Origin of the sequence: Lysobacter sp. yr284 (genome assembly GCF_900107375.1) — a bacterium.
In the GTDB taxonomy this organism is placed as follows: domain Bacteria; phylum Pseudomonadota; class Gammaproteobacteria; order Xanthomonadales; family Xanthomonadaceae; genus Lysobacter.
In genome coordinates this window covers 1-17,500 of the sequence record NZ_FNPT01000036.1, presented here as the reverse complement: position 1 = coordinate 17,500, position 17,500 = coordinate 1, and the positions used below count along the sequence as shown (strand labels likewise).

At 69.7% G+C, this 17,500-nt stretch carries 14 protein-coding genes and 1 rRNA gene (1 of these 15 cut by a window edge); 7 read left to right on the top strand and 8 right to left on the bottom strand.

What is annotated here, in order from left to right; all coding sequences use genetic code 11:
- Positions 1-41: ribosomal RNA gene (locus BLV01_RS24680) — 16S ribosomal RNA — on the bottom strand; it reaches 1,504 nt to the left of the window's first position.
- Between the two features lie 857 nt (positions 42-898).
- Between BLV01_RS24680 and BLV01_RS24675 the strand changes: the two genes are divergently transcribed.
- The gene (locus BLV01_RS24675; RefSeq protein ID WP_091806606.1) at positions 899-1,342 is read left to right on the top strand and encodes a DUF192 domain-containing protein; all 444 of its coding nucleotides are present in this window, start codon (positions 899-901) and stop codon (positions 1,340-1,342) included.
- A 90-nt stretch (positions 1,343-1,432) separates the two neighbouring features.
- On the opposite strand, the gene BLV01_RS24670 is transcribed toward BLV01_RS24675, so the two are convergent.
- Positions 1,433-1,657, bottom strand: coding sequence for a rubredoxin (locus BLV01_RS24670; protein ID WP_305791408.1), 225 nt, complete (start codon positions 1,655-1,657; stop codon positions 1,433-1,435).
- A gap of 37 nt (positions 1,658-1,694) precedes the next feature.
- On the opposite strand from BLV01_RS24670, the gene thiE reads away from it, so the two are divergent.
- Complete coding sequence (gene thiE / locus BLV01_RS24665) at positions 1,695-2,333, top strand: thiamine phosphate synthase (protein ID WP_091806600.1); 639 nt, start codon at positions 1,695-1,697, stop codon at positions 2,331-2,333.
- Positions 2,326-3,609, top strand: coding sequence for a glutamate-1-semialdehyde 2,1-aminomutase (hemL, locus tag BLV01_RS24660; protein ID WP_091806597.1), 1,284 nt, complete (start codon positions 2,326-2,328; stop codon positions 3,607-3,609). The genes thiE and hemL overlap by 8 nt, the downstream gene beginning before the upstream one ends.
- An 87-nt stretch (positions 3,610-3,696) precedes the next feature.
- Here hemL and BLV01_RS24655 read toward each other — a convergent pair whose 3' ends face one another.
- The 3 genes from BLV01_RS24655 to BLV01_RS24645 all read right to left on the bottom strand — a co-directional run bounded on the left by BLV01_RS24655 (position 3,697) and on the right by BLV01_RS24645 (position 7,719).
- Positions 3,697-5,799, bottom strand: coding sequence for a TonB-dependent siderophore receptor (locus BLV01_RS24655; RefSeq protein ID WP_091806594.1), 2,103 nt, complete (start codon positions 5,797-5,799; stop codon positions 3,697-3,699).
- 247 nt (positions 5,800-6,046) lie between these two features.
- Positions 6,047-6,478: an HIT family protein gene (locus BLV01_RS24650; protein WP_091806591.1), complete on the bottom strand. Its 432-nt coding sequence runs from the start codon at positions 6,476-6,478 to the stop codon at positions 6,047-6,049.
- Positions 6,479-6,498: 20 nt separating this feature from the next.
- Positions 6,499-7,719 carry an aspartate aminotransferase family protein gene (locus BLV01_RS24645; RefSeq protein WP_091806609.1) on the bottom strand — a complete coding sequence of 407 codons (1,221 nt, stop codon included), beginning with the start codon at positions 7,717-7,719 and terminating at the stop codon, positions 6,499-6,501.
- Between the two features lie 133 nt (positions 7,720-7,852).
- On the opposite strand from BLV01_RS24645, the gene BLV01_RS24640 reads away from it, so the two are divergent.
- The 3 genes from BLV01_RS24640 (at position 7,853) to BLV01_RS24630 (ending at position 12,223) form a co-directional block, all read left to right on the top strand.
- Positions 7,853-8,725 (top strand): ion transporter, encoded by an 873-nt coding sequence (locus BLV01_RS24640; RefSeq protein ID WP_091806586.1) that lies wholly within the window; start codon positions 7,853-7,855, stop codon positions 8,723-8,725.
- A gap of 49 nt (positions 8,726-8,774) precedes the next feature.
- Positions 8,775-10,376, top strand: coding sequence for a M20/M25/M40 family metallo-hydrolase (locus tag BLV01_RS24635; RefSeq protein WP_091806583.1), 1,602 nt, complete (start codon positions 8,775-8,777; stop codon positions 10,374-10,376).
- A gap of 575 nt (positions 10,377-10,951) precedes the next feature.
- The gene (locus tag BLV01_RS24630; RefSeq protein ID WP_091806580.1) at positions 10,952-12,223 is read left to right on the top strand and encodes a DUF3472 domain-containing protein; all 1,272 of its coding nucleotides are present in this window, start codon (positions 10,952-10,954) and stop codon (positions 12,221-12,223) included.
- Between the two features lie 71 nt (positions 12,224-12,294).
- On the opposite strand, the gene BLV01_RS24625 is transcribed toward BLV01_RS24630, so the two are convergent.
- Together BLV01_RS24625 and BLV01_RS24620 are read right to left on the bottom strand one after the other, a co-directional pair.
- Positions 12,295-13,113: an SDR family oxidoreductase gene (locus BLV01_RS24625; RefSeq protein ID WP_091806577.1), complete on the bottom strand. Its 819-nt coding sequence runs from the start codon at positions 13,111-13,113 to the stop codon at positions 12,295-12,297.
- 253 nt (positions 13,114-13,366) lie between these two features.
- Complete coding sequence (locus BLV01_RS24620) at positions 13,367-14,023, bottom strand: protein kinase family protein (RefSeq protein WP_091806574.1); 657 nt, start codon at positions 14,021-14,023, stop codon at positions 13,367-13,369.
- 159 nt (positions 14,024-14,182) lie between these two features.
- Here BLV01_RS24620 and BLV01_RS24615 point away from each other — a divergent pair, with 159 nt between their 5' ends.
- A complete protein-coding gene (locus tag BLV01_RS24615; protein ID WP_091806571.1) occupies positions 14,183-16,192 on the top strand; it encodes a bifunctional DedA family/phosphatase PAP2 family protein in 2,010 nt (669 codons plus the stop codon).
- 24 nt (positions 16,193-16,216) lie between these two features.
- Here the strand turns inward: BLV01_RS24615 and BLV01_RS24610 are convergent, their stop codons facing one another.
- The gene (locus BLV01_RS24610; protein WP_091806568.1) at positions 16,217-16,801 is read right to left on the bottom strand and encodes an LON peptidase substrate-binding domain-containing protein; all 585 of its coding nucleotides are present in this window, start codon (positions 16,799-16,801) and stop codon (positions 16,217-16,219) included.
- Positions 16,802-17,500 lie beyond the last annotated feature (699 nt).

Genomic DNA, 17,500 nt, shown 5'->3' with positions numbered 1-17,500 from the left:
CGCCAGCGTTCACTCTGAGCCAGGATCAAACTCTTCACTTAAGTTTTTCGACTCCGGCCTTGCGGCTTTCGTCAATGCTTTGAGTGCAGACTTCGTTCCAGGCCAATTACTCGATTGCTGCAATTGCTTGCTGCTATTGAATTGATTTGGACTCTGTTACGAACGTCTGCAAGATGGACAACCATCCACTCGTCAGACGCCCGCACAAGTCACCTGCGCACACTGTCAAAGATCCTGGGAACCGGCCTCAGCGCCTTGTTCCGTCCTCGTCACCGAAGTGCCCGAGGGAGCCGCACACTATACAGCAGTTTTCGTGAACGTCAACACCTGTTCGCGAACTTCTTGCTGCTTCCCGTTTCGTCCGAACCCTTCGTTTCCGAAGCTTCCGTCCAACCGGGCCGCGCATCTTACAGCATCGTTTCGTTTCGTCAACCACCCGTCGAAACCGCCTGCCGTACCGCGCTCCGTTCGACCCTACAACCGCCGACCGGGCCGCGCATCTTACAGCTTCGTTTCAGTTCGTCAACACTCACCGAAACCGCCGTCTTCTGCGCCCCGACAAACCATCACACCGCCTGCCGGGCCGCGCATCTTACCGCCTGTTTTCGATTCGTCAACACTCTTCGAAAACCGCTGGTTTTGCGCGTTCCCGCATGCGCTGAACTGCTTGCGGGCCGCGCATCGTACAGCATGTTTTCGATTCGTCAACACGTATCGAAACCGCCGCGTTCTGCGCGTCCCGCCGATCGATGCTGCCGTCCGGCGGGCCGCGCATTATGCAGATGCGACCCGGGTTCGGGAAGGGGGTCGGCGAAAGAATTTTCGCGCCGCCCGTCTTGACGCCGTCGGGGCGCTCGACGATGTTTCGCCGCATAGCCCCGCGCCCAAGGAACCGGCCATGTCGAAAGCGTCCGCACTGCTGGTGTGCTGCCTGTTGGGACTGGCCGGCTGCGCCGCCGGCGATGGCAATAGTTGGGTCGAGGTCGGCGGCGAGCGCTTCCAGGTGGAAGTGGCCAAGACCCGCGAGGAGCGCGCGAGCGGATTGATGTTCCGCGAGCGGATGGCGGCCGGCCGCGGCATGGTGTTCGTCCACGACAGCGAGGACCTGCAGGCCTACTGGATGAAGAACACCAGGATTCCGCTGGACATCCTGTATTTCGACGCGCGGCGGCGGCTGGTGTCGCAGCAGCGCAACGTGCCGCCGTGTTCGGCCGGCGACCGTTGCCCGCCCTATCCGAGCGAGGCGCCGGCCAAGTACGTGCTGGAGCTCAACGCCGGGCAGGCGGAGAAGTTGAAGCTGGAGACCGGGGCCGAGATGAAGTTCGGGCCGGGGATCGATTGAGGGCGTCGCGGCGGCAGGCCGCGGGCGCCGTTGTCGAAGATTCGCGGGCGCGACTTGCGTCGCTCCTACAGGCAGTGCCCGTGGGAGAACTCAGACCTGGGTCATCTCGAAGTCGTCCTTGGTGACGCCGCAGTCCGGGCAGGTCCAGGTGTCGGGGACGTCTTCCCAGCGGGTGCCCGCGGCGATGCCCTCTTCCGGCAGGCCCAGCGCCTCGTCGTAGATGAAGCCGCAGACGACGCACATCCAGGTGCGGTAGGCGGTGGTCGCGGCGGTATCGGACATGGGCGGATAATGTGGGCTCTGCGGGACGCGCATTGTCCCACCCCGCCCTGCTCTACGGAAGCCGCCCCCCATGCCCCCCTCCCGGCCGCCCCAAGGCCTGTACGCGATCACCCCCGACGAGGCCGACACCGCCCGCCTGCTGGCGCGCGCGGCGACCGTGCTCGACGCCGGCGCCACCTGGTTGCAGTACCGCAACAAACACGCCGGCGCCGAGCTGCGCCGCGAACAGGCGCTGGCGCTGCTGCCGCTGTGCCGCGCGCGCGCAGTGCCGCTGATCGTCAACGACGATTGGCGCCTGGCCGCGCAGATCGGCGCCGACGGCGCCCACCTGGGCGAGGACGACGGCGAGCTGGCCGCCGCGCGCGTCGCGCTCGGGCCGGACGCCATCGTCGGCGCGTCGTGCTACGACGACATCGCCCTGGCCCGCGCCGCCGCCGCGCACGGCGCCAGCTATGTCGCGTTCGGCGCGTTCTTCCCCTCGCCGACGAAGCCCAACGCCCGCCGCGCCGCACCGGAACTGCTGCAGCAGGCCGCGGCGCTGGGCCTGCCGCGGGTGGCCATCGGCGGCATCACCCCGGACAATGCGCGCACTCTCGTCCGCGCCGGCGCCGACCTGCTGGCGGTCATCAGCGGCGTGTTCGACGCGCCCGACCCGGCCGCCGCCGCGCGCGCCTACCTTTCCTGCTTCGAAGACTCTTCCCATGAATAACGCCCGCTCGCACGAACTGTTCACCCGCGCCTCGCAACTGCTGCCCGGCGGCGTCAATTCGCCGGTGCGCGCGTTCAAGTCGGTCGGCGGCGAGCCGTTCTTCGCCCAGCGCGCCGAGGGCGCATACCTGTTCGACGTCGACGGCAACCGCTATGTCGATTACGTCGGCTCGTGGGGCCCGATGATCGCCGGCCACGCCCATCCGCAGGTGCTGGCCGCGGTCGAACGCACCATGCGCGATGGCCTGAGCTTCGGCGTGCCCAATGCGCTGGAAGTGGCGATGGCCGAGGAGATCGTCAAGATCGTGCCGAGCTGCGCGATGGTGCGCATGGTCAACTCCGGTACCGAGGCCACGCTGTCGGCGATCCGGGTCGCGCGCGGCGCCACCGGCCGCAGCCGCATCGTCAAGTTCGAGGGCTGCTACCACGGCCACGGCGACAGCTTCCTGGTCAAGGCCGGCAGCGGCGTGATGACCCTGGGCCTGCCGAATTCGCCGGGCGTGCCGTCGGCGCTGGCCGATCTGACCCTGACTTTGCCGTACAACGATTTCGACGCGGCCACCAAGCTGTTCGACGAAGTCGGCGGCGAGATCGCCGGCCTGATCATCGAGCCCATCGTCGGCAACGCCAACTGCATCCTGCCGCGCGAGGGCTATCTGCAGCACCTGCGCGAACTGTGCAGCAAGCACGGCGCGCTGCTGATCTTCGACGAAGTGATGACCGGTTTCCGGGTCGCGCTCGGCGGCGCGCAGGCGCTGTACGGGATCGAGCCGGACCTGAGCACCTTCGGCAAGATCATCGGCGGCGGCATGCCGGTGGGCGCGTACGGCGGCCGTCGCGACTTGATGAGCCAGGTCGCGCCGGCCGGGCCGATCTACCAGGCCGGCACGCTCAGCGGCAATCCGGTGGCGATGGCGGCGGGTCTGGCGACGCTGGCGCTGATCCAGGCGCCGGGCTTCCACGCCGAGCTGGAACGCCGCACCCACACCCTGTGCGACGGGCTCGAAGCGGCCGCGCGCGAGGCCGGCGTGGCCTTCCACACCACCCGCGCGCCGGGCATGTTCGGCCTGTATTTCCGCGAAGGGCCGGTGGAAACCTTCGAGGACGCCAAGGCTTCGGACACCGCGCGCTTCAACCGTTTCTTCCACGGCATGCTCGAGCGCGGCGTCTATCTGGCGCCGTCGGCGTTCGAAGCCGGATTCATGTCGAGCGCGCACGGCGAGGCGGAAATCGCGCTGACGCTGGACGCGGCGCGGGCCGCATTCGCGGCGCTGTAAAACCCGCGGCTTCGCCGCTTGCGCGCAAACGAAAGGGCCGGCGAATCGCCGGCCCTTTTCGTATCCGCGCCGGCTCGGCCGGCTCGCTCAGAACGTGAAAGTCGCGCTCAGACCGATGTTGCGGCGCGCGCCGAACCAGCAGTCGCCGCGGCCCATGCAGATGCTGAAATAGCGCTTGTCGGTCAGGTTGTTGACGTTGAGCGCCCAGCGCCACGCGCCGGTGTCGTAGGAGACCATCGCATCGGCCAGGGTCACCGCCGGCGTGGTCGGCGCCGGCGGGCTGTCGAACGCGCTCATGTAGCGCAGGCCCAGGCCGGCGGCGAAGCCGTCGCGGCCGCCGAGGCTGAAGCGCTGCTTGCCCCAGACCGCGGCCTGGTGGCGCGGAGTGGCTTCGAGCTGCTTGTCGTTGTCGAGGTAGTTGTAGTGCGCGGTGACGTCGAACGAGGACGTCACCTTGCCGGTGACTTCCAGCTCCAGGCCGCTGACCTTGGTCTTGCCGGCCTGGATGTTGACGTTCGGGTTGCTCGGGTCCGCGACCAGCCGGTTTTCCTCGCGCAGCTCGTAGGTGGCCGCGGTGAAGCTCAGATCGCGCCCGGCCGGCTCGAACTTGACGCCGGCTTCGACCTGCTCGCCCTGCTTCGGCCGGTAGCGCGCACCGGTGAGGGCGTTGGTGCCGGCCAGCGGGGTGAAGGATTCGCTGTAGCTCACGTACGGCGACCAGCCGGCCCAGTCGTGGAACATCACCCCCAGACGCTTGGTGGTGGCGCTGGATTTCTCGTCGGCGGCGCCCTCCAGGCCGTTGCTGACGCGGTCGTGGCGCAGGCCGGCGACCACGATCCAGTGCTCGCCGAGCTTCATCTGGTCCTGCAGGTACGCGCCGACCTGACGCTGGCTGGTCCTGACCGGCGTGGGCATCGGCGGCCGCGTATACGGGACGTACACCGGGTTGAAGATGTCGATCGGCGGCACCGTGTCGAACATCTGCGCCTCGTCCTGCTTGAACCGGACCGCGTCCAGACCGGCCACCAGTTGGTGATCGACCGCGCCGGTCTTGAACAGGCCTTCGACGTGCTGGTCGATGTTCTGCATGCGCACGTTGGTCTTGGCGAACCAGCCTTCGCGCGGCAGCAGGCGCTGCTGCGGATCGCCGAAGGGATCGGTGGGGTTCTGGTACGGACTGCCGTAGACGCTGACGTAATCGACCTTGTTGCGCGCGGCGCGGAACGACTGGCGCACGGTCCAGTTTTCGTTGAAGCGGTGCTCGAACAGCCAGCCCGCGGTGGTGCGGTCGGTGTCGTAATGGTCGCCGGGGTTGCCGATGTAGCGGCTGGCCGGGACGCGGCCGTTCGGGTTCGGCGCCAGCAGGCCACTCCAGCCGAAGAACTGCGAGGTCGAGCCGGTGCGGTCTTGCTGCCAGCGCAGTTGCAGGGTCAGCGAGGTGTTTTCGCTCGGCTTCCAGGTCAGCGAGGGCGCGAACAGGCGGCGGTTGTCGTCGACGTGATCGACCTGGGTCTGGCTGTCGCGGTACACGCCGACCAGGCGGTACAGCCAAGTGCCATCGTCGGTCAGCGCGCCGGTGAAGTCGGCGTTGGCCTGGCGGCGTTCGAAGCTGCCCAGCTGCACGCCGACTTCGCGCCGGGTCTGCGCTTGCGGGCGCTTGCTGACCAGGTTGACCACGCCGGCGGTGCTGCCCTGCCCGAACAGCATCGAGGCCGGGCCGCGCAGCACTTCGATGCGCTCGAGCATGTAGGGATCGGTGCGCGCGGAGCTGGTGTAGTAGTTGAACGAGCTGCGCAGGCCGTCGAGGTATTCGTCGGGCGAACTGCCGCGGATCAGGGTCCAGTCGCCGCGCGAATCCAGGCCGTAGGCTTCCGAACGCACGCCGGCGGCGTAGTTGAGCGCGTCCTGCACGGTGGTCGCGCCCTGGTCGGTCATGCGCTCGCGGGTGATCACGGTGATCGCCTGCGGGGTCTCGCCGATCGGCGTCTCGGTCTTGGTCGCGGTAGCGGCGGTGGCGGCCTTGTAGCCGTCGCCGGCGCTCTGCACGACGACATGGTCGAGGGTGGTGGCCTTGTCGCGCCCGGCCTCGGCCGCGGCGGCGTCGGCATCGTCCGCGGCGGCGGCCGGCAGGCTCAGGGAAAAGGCGATGGCCAGGGTCAGGGGCGCCAGGACGTGGCGGCGGCGGGACATGAGGGGGGAGGCTCCGGAGGTTGCGGCAAACGAGAATTATTATCGTTTGAAACGCGCCCGGGGGTAAAGAGCGGGGTTTTTTGTGGGTTTCGACAGCGATGTAGCGGCCGCAGGCTTGTAGGAGCGGCGCAAGCCGCGACCGCGGGGCAGCCGCTCGCGGCGCGACTGCGAACGCGCGTGGCCGACGCGTCGGCTGCCGGCGGCGTTCGTCGTCGTCGGATTGGCGCGGTCGCGGCTTGCGCCGCTCCTACAGGGAGGTTTCGTGCAGGCGGGCGGCCAGACGTGCGGCCAGATCGTCGAGGGTCGCGCGTGCGCTGGGGGCCGGCACGCCCTTGGGATAGACGCGCATCAGCCCGTCGCCGACTTGGCGCGGCTGCACGTGCAGGTGCACGTGCGGGACTTCCTGGCCGCCGGCCTCGCCGTTGGATTGCCAAAGGTTGAGCCCCGGCGGCCCGAATTCGGCGGCGAGCGCGCGCGCCACCCGCACCGCCAAGGCCATCATCCGGCCGGCGGTGGCTTCGTCGAGTTCGTACAGGGTTTCCACGTGCCGGTTCGGCACGATCAGCACGTGGCCCGGAACCGCCTGGCGCAGGTCGATGAAGGCGGCCAGATGCTCGTCGCGATGGACGAAGCTCGCCGGCGCGCGGCCGGCGAGCAGGTCGCAGAAGACGCAGGCCATCGCCGCCGCGCCCGGACGGCTCAGCGGCCGAGGAACTGCAGCAACGCCGCGCGCAGGCGCTGCAGGCCGTCGGCGATGTCGGCATCGCCGATGTTCAGCGCCGGCACGAAGCGCAGCACGTCGGGGCCGGCCTGCAGCAGCAGCAGGCCCTGCTCGACGCAGCGGTCGAGGATCTCGCCGGCCTTGCCGGCGTGCTCGTCGCGCAACTGCGCGCCGATCATCAGGCCGCGGCCGCGCACTTCGGAAAACAGGCCCAGCTCGGCGTCGAGCGCAGCGACGCCGGCGCGGATCGCCTGCGCCTGGCGCGCGACATTGGCCATCAGCTCGGGCGAACGCAGCTCGCGCAGCGCCGCGCCGGCCACCGCCGCCGCCAGCGGATTGCCGCCGAAGGTGGTGCCGTGGGCGCCGAACTGCATCGACTGCGCCGGCTTGGGGCCGACCAGCATCGCGCCGATCGGGAAGCCGCTGCCCAGCGCCTTGGCCAGGGTCGCCACATCGGGCTTCACGCCATAGGCTTGGCAGGCGAACAGCTCGCCGGTGCGGCCCATGCCGCACTGGATCTCATCGAGGATCAGCAGCGCGCCGTGCTTGTCGCACAGCTCGCGCAGGCCGCGCAGGAAGGCGTCGCTGGCCGGCGTCACCCCGCCCTCGCCCTGCACCGGCTCGACCAGCACCGCGCACACGGCGCCGTCGGCCATCGCCGCTTCGGCCGCGGCGAGGTCGTTGAACTCGCTGTAGCGGAAACCCGGCGGCAGCGGCTCGAAGCCTTCGTGGTACTTGGGCTGGGCGGTGGCGGTGACCGCAGCCAGGGTGCGGCCGTGGAAGCTGCCGCGGAAGCTCAGGATGACCCGCCGCTCGGGCGCGCGGCCCTCGCCGGTGGCCCACTTGCGCGCGAGCTTGATCGCCGCCTCGTTGGCCTCGGCGCCGGAATTGCACAGGAACACCCGTTCGGCGAACCCGGAGGCCGACACCAGTTGTTCGGCCAGCCGCAACGGCGGCTCGCTGACGAACACGTTGCTGGTGTGCCACAGCTTGCCGGCCTGCTCGGTCAGCGCCGCGACCAGCGCCGGGTGGGCATGGCCGAGCGCGTTGACCGCGATGCCGGCGCCGAAGTCGACGTATTCGCGGCCGTCCAGGTCCCACACCCGCGAGCCCTTGCCGTGGTCGAGCACGATCCGGCGCGGGCGGTAGACGGGCAGGTAGTAGCGCTCGGAAAGGGCGTACAGCGAGGCGGTGTCCATGGGCGGCAGCATGCGGGTGGGAGGAGAACCGCCATTGTCGCAGGTCGCCACGGCGGGCGCAGGCCGGCCGGCGGCATCACGTCGCGCTTCGCTCCCGCGGGCACAATGGCCGGCCTGCGAGGAGAGGACAGGCATGCGACTTCTGCTGGACCCGCAACTCAACCCGGCCGCCGAATCGGGCTGGCGGCGGCGCTGGTTCGACATCATCCACCGCCACGACACCCCGCCGTCGCGCAATTTCGACCTGCTGCTGATCGCGCTGATCCTGGCCAGCGTGCTGGTGATCATGGGCGACAGCGTGCCGCGCTTCCACGCGCGCTGGTCGTCGTGGCTGTACGGGCTGGAGTGGATCTTCACCGTGCTGTTCACGATCGAATACGGCCTGCGCCTGGCGGTGGTGCGCCGGCCCTGGCGCTACGCGCTGAGCAGCTGGGGATTGATCGACCTGCTGTCGATCCTGCCGACCTACCTGTCGCTGCTGATCCCGGGCAGCCAGAGCCTGTTGGTGGTGCGGGTGCTGCGCATGCTGCGGCTGTTCCGCATCCTCAAGCTGACCCAGTACGTCGAGGAAGGCGGCATGCTGATCGGCGCGCTGTGGCGCAGCCGGCGCAAGATCTTCGTGTTCATCAGCGCGGTGCTGACCGTGGTGGTGATCTTCGGCGCGCTGATGTACGTGGTCGAAGGGCCGCAGCACGGCTTCACCAGCATTCCCACCGGCATGTACTGGGCGATCGTGACCATGGCCACGGTCGGCTTCGGCGACATCGCGCCGGGCACGCCGCTGGGGCGCTTCATCGCCTCGGTGCTGATCCTGATCGGCTACAGCGTGATCGCGGTGCCGACCGGCATCTACACCGCCGAACTGGCCAGCAGCCTGCGCGAGGCCAGCCACGAACGCGGCCATCTGGACCGCCGCGGCTGCCCGCAGTGCGGCCTGGAAGGGCACGATCCCGAAGCGCTGTTCTGCCGCAATTGCGGGCATCATCTGCCCACGCCCATGGGCTAGCCGCGCGCGGCGCCCCGGGCCGACACCGTCCACGCCGAGGGGAAACGCCATGCGCCGTCGCCGTACCGCTGTGCCGCCGTCCGCCAGCCTGCTGTCCGCCAGCCTGTTGTCCGCCGCCTTGTTGTGCGCCCTGCCCGCGCGGGCCGCGCCGCCGAAGATCGCGATCGCCGAAACCGCCGCGTTCGACGCGGCCTCGGTGGCGCCGTTCGCCGGCGACTACGCCGACGTCTACGCCTACCTGGGCCAGCAACGCGAGCGCAACCTCGCCCAACTGCAGCGCTGGGTGCGCCAGCCGTCGATCAGCGCGCAGAACAAGGGCATCGCGCAGATGGCCGAACTGCTGCGCGCGGACCTGCAGCAACTGGGCTTTCGCGACACCGCGCTGGTGCCGACCTCGGGCCATCCCGGCGTGTACGGCTATCTCGACGCCGGCGCCGAGCACACGCTGGTGGTCTACATGATGTACGACGTGCAGCCGATCGAGCCGACCGGCTGGAAGGTCGACGCCTTCGCCGGCTCGGTGGTCGAGGAGCCGGGCCTGGGCAAGGTGCTGATGGCGCGCGGCGCGACCAACCAGAAAGGCCCGCAACGCGCCTTCCTCAACGCGCTGGAGGCGGTGATCAAGACCCGCGGCAAGCCGCCGGTGAACCTGATCGTGCTGGCCGAGGGCGAGGAGGAACTGGGCTCGCCGCACTATCCCGAAGTGGTGGCCAAGTACGCCGACACCCTGCGCAAGGCCGACGGCGTGTTCTTCCCGATGAACACCCAGGGCCGCGACGGCGATGCGTCGATGTTCCTCGGGGTCAAGGGCATCGTCTACATGGAACTGGAAGCCAAGGGCAACGCCGGCAGCGGCGGCCCGCAGCGCGCGGAAGTGCACGGCTCGCTCGCGGCCAAGCTCGACTCGCCGAGCTGGCGGCTGGTGCAGGCGCTGGCGACGCTGACCGGGCCCGACGGCGAGATCGCCGTGCCGGGCTATCGCGATGCGATCCGCGCGCCCAACCGCGAGGAGCAGCAGCTGTTCAACGGCATCGTGCGCGGGCGCGAGGCGGATGCGGCCAAGCAGCTCGAATCGCTGGGCGCGGCGCGCTGGAAAAACGGCCGCGACTACCGCGACGCGACCGCGGCGGAACTGTTCGACACCACGCTCAACATCGACGGGCTGGTCGCCGGCTATACCGGCGAAGGGGTCAAGACCATCCTGCCGCACCGCGCGGTGGCCAAGGTCGACTCGCGCCTGGTGCCCGACCAGACCCCGGACCAGGCGCTGGCGCTGATCCGCAAGCGCCTGGACGACAAGGGCTTCCAGGACGTCGAGATCCGCAAGCTGTCGGGCTATCCGCCGGCGCAGACCTCGGTGCAGGCGCCGCTGACCCAGGCCGCGCTGCGCGTCTACCGCAAGTACGGCCAGACCCCGCCGGTGGCGCCGCGCATCGGCGGCAGCGCGCCGTACTACGTGTTCACCCAGACCCTGGGCCTGCCGATGATCTCCGGCGGCCTCGGCCACGGCAGCGGCGCGCACGCGCCGAACGAGTACATGGTGGTCGAGCCGGCCGCGGGTTCGAAGGTCGCCAGCCTGGAACAGGTCGAGCGGTTCTACGTAGACCTGTTGTATTCGCTGTCGGATGCGTTGAAGCAGCCCAAGCGCTGACGCGCTGACGCGCTGAAGCGCGGCGGCCGGCGGCCTGGCGGGCGCCGGCCGTGCGCGCAGCGGCGCCGGCGCGCGGGAAGGCCGGGCGCGCCCGCGCGTATCGCTTCACAAACATCGCAACCCATCGGGAAACGCTGCGCCCCGCCTACGCAACCGCCACCTCCGCAGCCGCCATTCCAGCGAACGTTGGAACCATTGCGACGTTCGCTTTACCGCGCCGCGCGCCAAAGGCTCCACCGACAATCGCGCCGCCCGTCGCCGCAACGAAAGCCCGCCGCCGTTGCAGCTTTCGCTTTGCTGCGGCGCCGCACGCGCCATGCTGCGCGTTTTCGGGCTTTTTCCCTGTTGCCGCCGCGCCGGAAAACTTTCACGGCGCGTTTGTTTGCGCCGCAAATCCGCGCCCGCATTGGCGCGCGGATTTACACGCGCCGCTGTGCATTGACGCTGCCGCGAAAGCGGCGGAGTAATCGCCGCCACCGCCTCGCCGCGCCTGCGCCGTCGATGCGACCTCAAGGTTCCTGGCGATCCGCGCAACGCCGCCTCGCGGCGATCACTCCCGCACACGGAGAACGACCATGCGACATCCCGCTTCATGGCTCCTGCTGTCCCTCGCGCTGCTGTCCGGCGCCGCGCTCGCGCAAACCAAGACGGTGGTGCCGCTGGGCGGCAACGCCTTCATCACCCGCCCCGCCCCGGCCCGCGAGGAACTGGTCGACGACACCGGCCTGCACAACTGGAGTTCGAACCAGGCCGTCGCCAGCGTGTATTTCTACGTCAAGCGGCCCGGCCAGCTCGACCTGGGCCTGGTCGGCGCCCTGAACGGCGCCACCCGCAGCACGGTCGAGGTCAGCGTCGAAGGCCAGCGCCGGCTCGCGGTCCTGGCCAGCGGCGCGACCGCGTTTCCGGTCGGCCGCTTCCACGTGTCGCGCCCGGGCTACGTCAAGGTCGACCTGCGCGGCGTGCGCAGCGACGGCGACTACTACGGCGACATCAGCGGGCTGGAAGTCGGCGGCAGCGCCGCGTCCGCGGGCCTGGTCTTCGCCGACGACCCGGCCAATTTCTACTGGTCGCGGCGCGGGCCGTCCGGCCACCTGGGCTTCTCGGTGCCGGCGGACACCGAGTATTTCTACAGCGAAGTCACCGTGCCCAAGGGCCACGACCACATCGGCTCGTACTTCATGGCCAACGGGTTCAACGGCGGCTATTCCGGCATCCAGGTCAACTCGGCTAGCGAGCGGCGCGTGCTGTTCTCGGTGTGGGATTCGCCGACCGGCAAGACCACTTTGCTCAAGAAGGGCGCGGACGTGATCGCCCAGGACTTCGGCGGCGAAGGCACCGGCGGCCAGAGCTTCCTGCGCTACGACTGGAAACCCGGCCAGACCTATCGCTTCATCACCCGCGCGCATCCCGATGGGCGCGGCAGCACCCTGTATTCGGCCTGGTTCGGCCTGCCGTGCGCGAACGGCCGCCGCGACTGCCCGTGGAAGTTCATCGCCACCTGGAAGTACGACGGCGCCTCGACCTACCAAAAGGGCGTGTACTCCTTCATCGAGTGCTTCAACCCCGACCTGGGCTATCTCGACCGCAGGGCGTGGTACGGCAACCAGTGGGCGGTCAGCAACACCGGCGCCTGGACCGAGATGACCTCGGCGCGCTTCACCGTCGATGCCACCGCCAGCAACCGGCAACGCCTGGACATCACCGGCGGCGCGATCGCGCCGGCGTTCTATCTGCGCAATACCGGCTTCTTCAGCCACGCCGAGCCCGCCGGAACCACGTTCACGCGCAAGCGCTCGCCGCAGCGGCCGAACGTGAACCTGGCCGCGCTGCCGGAGCCGGCGCCCTGACCGGCAAGCGACCCGCACCGGCCGATAACGAAAAAGCCCCGCGAATGCGGGGCGTTTTCGTTGGCGCCGGATCAACCCAGGAACAAGTCCGGCAGCAGCGGCTTGCCGGGTTCGACCGCGTACTGCTCGAAGTCGGTCACGCCGGCTTCCTGCAACACTTCTTCGTCGATCAGGAAGCGGCCGTAGAAGTCCTTGGCCGGGCGGATCAGCACTTCGCGGACCGCGTCGGCGACGATTTGCGGTTTGCGACAGCGGTCGAGGGGGACGCCGGGGATCATGTTCAAAGCGTCTGTGGCGATTATGGTCTTCGGCCAGAGGGCGTTGATCGCAACTCCGGTTGGACCGAACTCGCCGGCCAGGCCCAGGGTCACGAAGCTCATGCCCATCTTGGCCAGGGTGTAGCCGGTGTGCGGCGCCCACCACTTCGGGTCCAGGCTCGGCGGCGGCGCCAGGGTCAGGATGTGCGGGTTGGCGGCCTGGCGCAGGTAGGGCAGGCAGGCCTGCGCGCACAGGAAGCTGCCGCGCGCGTTGACCTGCTGCATCAGGTCGAAGCGCTTCATCGGCGTGTCCAGCGCGCCGCGCAGCCAGATCGCGCTGGCGTTGTTGACCAGGATGTCGAGGCCGCCGAAGGCGTCGACGGTGGCGGCCACCGCCGCGTTGACCTCGTCTTCCTCGCGGATGTCGCACTTGAGCGCGAGCGCGCGGCCGCCGGCGGCTTCGACTTCGGCGGCGACGCTGTGGATGGTGCCCGGCAACTTGGGATTGGCCACCGCCGACTTGGCCGCGATGGCGATGTTGGCGCCGTCGCGCGCGGCGCGCAGCGCGATCTCGCGGCCGATACCGCGCGAGGCGCCGGTGATGAAGAGGGTCTTGCCTTGGAGTGTGGACATGGGCGGCCTGAGATCGAAGGGGACGGGATCGAAGGGAACACGCTCGGCGCGGGCGTCGCCCTCATCCTAATACCAAGCCGCGGGCGCCGCCGTTACCGGCGCCGCATCGCGCTGGCCGCGGACTCGCGGCGCATGCCGCGCCGCCCGGACCATACGTTTCAAACGATGGTGTTTGAATCGCGATCGTTTGAAGCGCCATCGGTTGAAGCGCGGCCGTCGCGAGTTCCGCGGTGCCGGCGTCCGCGCCGCGCGCTCAGGGCTTGGGCCCCTGCCCCTCGTTGTCTTCCCAATGCAGGATGCGCCGGGTCACGAAGCGGTACACCGGCTTGCCGGTGACGAACCACAGCTCGCGCACCCAGGAATGGCGCTTGAGCACGCGCCGCTCGACCGGGGTCAGGTGCTGCGGGCAGTACGTGCGCTTGTGCTTGAGCAGGTGGCGCAGGTCCTCGCGCGCGAGCAAGCGCATCCAGCGCGAGCGCGGGTCGCCGCGCACGGCCAGCTGGAAATCGATGATCGCCGGAGCGCCGTCGGCCAGCACCAGCCAATTGGCCTCCTTGGCCAGGTCGTTGTGGGCCAGCCCGCGCCGGTGCAAGCGCTGCAGCAGGCGCCGGGCGCGGCGGAAATAGGCCAGGTCGCCGTGCGGCGGGCGCTGGTACATGGCCGCGCCCTCCATGTAGCTGCGATCGAGCTTGCGGCCGTCCCAGCCCAGCAACCGCGGGGTCGCCTCCAGGCCGTCGATCCGCTGCAGCGCGCGCGCCTCGCGCCGCGCCAGCCACCATGCCGGCAGGCGCAGCCACCACGGCACGTGGCCCAGGTCGCGGCGCACGAACAGGCCGCGGCCGTCGCGCATCAGGGCGATGCGGCCGAAACTATCGGCCTTCAGCGCGGTCACTTCGATCACTTCCGACATGCGGCGAAGTGTACTTCGGGCCGGCGCGACCCGGTTCCGCGCGGCCGCGGGCGGGCCGCCGCGGGGCGGTTACAGGCCGTTACCCGCGGTCACGCCCTGCGCCTGCGGTCACGTTGCCGCTTCATCCTCGCCACAGCCCGCCCTGCCTATAATCGACCGATGGATTCAGCCTGGCTCGAAAGCGCGACCGCATGGATCGCGGCCCATCCCATCGCCGCAGGCGTCGTGATCTTCCTGATCGCGTTCTGCGACGCCCTGATCATCCTCGGCATCGCCGTTCCCGCGCTGCCCCTGCTGTTCGCGGTCGGCACCCTGGTCGGGCTGGGCCACATCAACGGTCCGTACGCGCTGATCTGCGCGACCCTGGGCGCCTTCGCCGGCGACGCGCTGAGCTATTGGGTCGGTTATCGCTGGGGCCCGCAACTGCGCCAGCGCTGGCCGTTCTCGAAATATCCGCAATGGATCGACCGCGGCGAGAACCTGTTCCACCGCCACGGCAGCAAGAGCATCGTGATCGCGCGCTTCGTCGGCGCGGTGCGTCCGTTCGTGCCCGCCATCGCCGGCATGCTGCGCATGCCGCTGCGCCGTTACGCGCTGCCGAGCCTGTTCGCCTGCGTGACCTGGTCGGCGCTGTTCCTGGCCCCGGGCTGGGTGCTGGGCGCGTCCTACGACGCGGTGGCCGCGGTCGCCGACCGTCTCGCGGTGGTGCTCGGCGCGCTGCTGATCGCGGTGGCGGCGGTCTGGGCCGGCGTGCTCTACACCTGGCGCTGGTTCGCCAACCACGCCGACCAGATGCTCGCGCGCGCGCTGCGCTGGACCCGCGCGCATCCGCGCCTGGGCCGCTACGCCGCGGCGCTGATCGACCCCAACCGGCCCGAATCGGCCTCGCTGGTGATGCTGGCGGTCTGCCTGCTGGCGATCAGCTGGATCTGGTTCACCCTGCTGGCGACGCTGCTGGCCAGCGGCGGGCCGCTGCAGATCGACCACACCGTGCACGAGTTCATGTGGACCCTGCGCAATCCGCTGGCCGACCGGCTGATGGCGGCGCTGGCCTGCCTGGGCGACCCGATGGTGCTGGCGCCGGCCTCGATCGCGGTGCTGGCCTACCTGGCCTGGCGGCGGCGCTGGATGGCCGCGGCGCACTGGGTCGCGGCGATCGTGTTCGGGCTGGCGCTGACGTCCTTGCTGGAATGGGCCATCGACATGCCGCGCCCGCCGACCGCGCCGGCCGGCTTCGGCTTCCCGTCGGTCGCGGTGACCATGACCACGATCGTGTTCGGCTTCTTCGCCGTGCTGATCGCGCGCGAGCTGCCGGGGCGGCAGCGGGTGTGGCCGTACCTGCTGGCCGGCGTGGTCACCACCCTGGTCGGCTTCGCCCGCCTGTACCTGGGCGCGCACTGGCCCAGCGACCTGATCGGCGGCACCTTGTTCGGCATCTTCTGGCTGCTGGCGCTGGGCATCGCCTATCGCCGCCACGTCGCCCGCTCGTTCTGGATGCGTCCGTTGGCGTGGCTGTTCTACAGCGTGTTCGCGATCGCCGCGCTGTGGCACGCGCCGCGCGCGGCCGACCCGCTGCTGGCCAAGTTCGCCTCGGCCACGCCGACCGCGACCCTGGACGCGCAACGCTGGTGGCGCAGCGACTGGACCACGCTGCCGGCGCAACGCAACGAGAGCGACGTGCGCCGGCGCTGGCCGCTGGACCTGCAGGTCGCCGGCCCGCTGCCGCCGCTGCGCGCCACGTTGGAAGCGGCCGGCTGGCGGGTCCAGCCGCAGGCCGGCTGGCTGGCCACCATCGCCCTGCTCGACGACGACACCCCGCCGCGCGACCAGGTCGTGCTGCCGGCGACGCTGGACGCGCAGGCCGAATCGCTGCTGATGCTGCGCGACGGCCCGACCCCGGAGGTGCAGTACGCGCTGCGGCTGTGGCCGGCGCCGGCGGTGCTGTCGGACGGCACCCCGCTGTGGATCGGCACCACCCAGACGCTGAAGCTCAACAAGCCCTTCGGCGCGGCGGCGCTGTGGTTGCCGCAGCCCGACGACGGCGCCGCGCACGCGCAGGTGCGGCGCGCGCTGGTCGGCTTCGTCACGGTCCAGCAGGCGCATCCGAAGAACGGCGTGGAGGTGCTGCGGCTGCGCTCGCAGTACTCGGGGCCGCAAGCCGCGCAGTAAGCGCCCCCGCGGCCGGCGCGCCGCTCAGGGCAACAGGGTCAGCAGCCGTTCCAGGCGTTCGTGCGGATCGTCCAGTTGCAGCAGCATCTGCCGCTGCTGCAGCGACAGCGGCAGCAGTTCGGCCAGGCGCCAGCCGACCCAGGCCGCATCGTCCAGGCGCGAATGCGGCGCCAGCGCATGCTCGCCGCCGGCCTGTTCGAGCAGCCGCTCGAGCAGGGTCGCCAGCAGCGAGTGCTGCGGCCGCACGACCTCCTCGCCGTCGGGCTCGCACCAGTGCACTTGCGCCACCTGCAGGCCGTTGTCGCGCACCCGCGCGCGCTCGGCGCGAAAGCGGCGGGCGCCGCGCACGCGCAGGGTCAGCAGCCCGTCCTCGCCGGTGCCGAAATCCTCGATCAGCGCCTCGGTGCCGTACGCGGCCGCCGACGCCGGCTCGCCGACCTCCTCGCCCTGCATGATCAGGCAGACCCCGAACCCGCGCCCGAGCCGGCCGCATTCGCGCACCAGGTCGAGATAGCGGCGTTCGAACACGCGCAGGCCCAGGCTCGCGCCGGGCAGCAGCACGGTGTGCAGTGGGAACAGGCCGAGCGAATCGGAGTCGGGGGACGGCATGGCGGCAGTGTAACCGGGGGACGGCGGGGCATCTAACCGCGCGCGGCGGCTATGAAGCGTCGGGGGATAGCGTGATCGAATGCCGCTCCGACGCGGCCTTGTCTGGCCGCCGTCGTTGCGGCGAAAGCCGGAATCCATGTTGCTGCTACCTCTGCCTTTACCTTTGCTTGCACGTGCCTTCGAGCCGAAGCAGCGACTCCGGAGACCCGGAGGGCGCGCGCATGGATGCGCGCGTGCGCCGTAGGGGCAGGATGCCCCTTACGGCGCATCCCGGCGCCCGGTGCTGGACCTGGTGGCTGGTGACTTTAGACAAGCGTTTTTCTTTGGTTACTTTCTTTTGGCGCGCTACCAAAAGAAAGTAACTCGGCCGCTTGCGGACGAAAGCTGTTGATTGCCGCTTGTCGTCACACGTCAACGACGGCAGAGCAGTTGCGTATCCGACTGTAGGAGCGGCGCAAGCCGCGACCGCGACAACGCAACTACGACGAAACCTTCGCGATCGCTACGATGGCGCGGTCGCGGCTTGCGCCGCTCCTACAGGGGGTGTGCCGCGGTGGGTTCGACCTTTGCATGTTCGTACGCTTGACGACAAGCCTCGATCAAGAGCTTCCGTCCGCAAGCGGCCGGGTCACTTTCTTTGTCCAAAGCAACAAAGAAAGTAACCAAAGAAAGTGCTTTTTCCTGTTTCGAATCAAGAGC

Bases quoted from the DNA above. Each gene is read 5' to 3' on its own strand.
- thiE (WP_091806600.1), top strand. From the start codon at position 1,695: ATGCCCCCCTCCCGGCCGCCCCAAGGCCTGTACGCGATCACCCCCGAC.
- hemL (WP_091806597.1), top strand. From the start codon at position 2,326: ATGAATAACGCCCGCTCGCACGAACTGTTCACCCGCGCCTCGCAACTG.
- BLV01_RS24675 (WP_091806606.1), top strand. From the start codon at position 899: ATGTCGAAAGCGTCCGCACTGCTGGTGTGCTGCCTGTTGGGACTGGCC.
- BLV01_RS24625 (WP_091806577.1), bottom strand. From the start codon at position 13,113: ATGTCCACACTCCAAGGCAAGACCCTCTTCATCACCGGCGCCTCGCGC.
- BLV01_RS24640 (WP_091806586.1), top strand. From the start codon at position 7,853: ATGCGACTTCTGCTGGACCCGCAACTCAACCCGGCCGCCGAATCGGGC.
- BLV01_RS24645 (WP_091806609.1), bottom strand. From the start codon at position 7,719: ATGGACACCGCCTCGCTGTACGCCCTTTCCGAGCGCTACTACCTGCCC.
- BLV01_RS24615 (WP_091806571.1), top strand. From the start codon at position 14,183: ATGGATTCAGCCTGGCTCGAAAGCGCGACCGCATGGATCGCGGCCCAT.
- BLV01_RS24610 (WP_091806568.1), bottom strand. From the start codon at position 16,801: ATGCCGTCCCCCGACTCCGATTCGCTCGGCCTGTTCCCACTGCACACC.
- BLV01_RS24650 (WP_091806591.1), bottom strand. From the start codon at position 6,478: ATGGCCTGCGTCTTCTGCGACCTGCTCGCCGGCCGCGCGCCGGCGAGC.
- BLV01_RS24620 (WP_091806574.1), bottom strand. From the start codon at position 14,023: ATGTCGGAAGTGATCGAAGTGACCGCGCTGAAGGCCGATAGTTTCGGC.
- BLV01_RS24635 (WP_091806583.1), top strand. From the start codon at position 8,775: ATGCGCCGTCGCCGTACCGCTGTGCCGCCGTCCGCCAGCCTGCTGTCC.
- BLV01_RS24670 (WP_305791408.1), bottom strand. From the start codon at position 1,657: ATGCGCGTCCCGCAGAGCCCACATTATCCGCCCATGTCCGATACCGCC.
- BLV01_RS24630 (WP_091806580.1), top strand. From the start codon at position 10,952: ATGCGACATCCCGCTTCATGGCTCCTGCTGTCCCTCGCGCTGCTGTCC.
- BLV01_RS24655 (WP_091806594.1), bottom strand. From the start codon at position 5,799: ATGTCCCGCCGCCGCCACGTCCTGGCGCCCCTGACCCTGGCCATCGCC.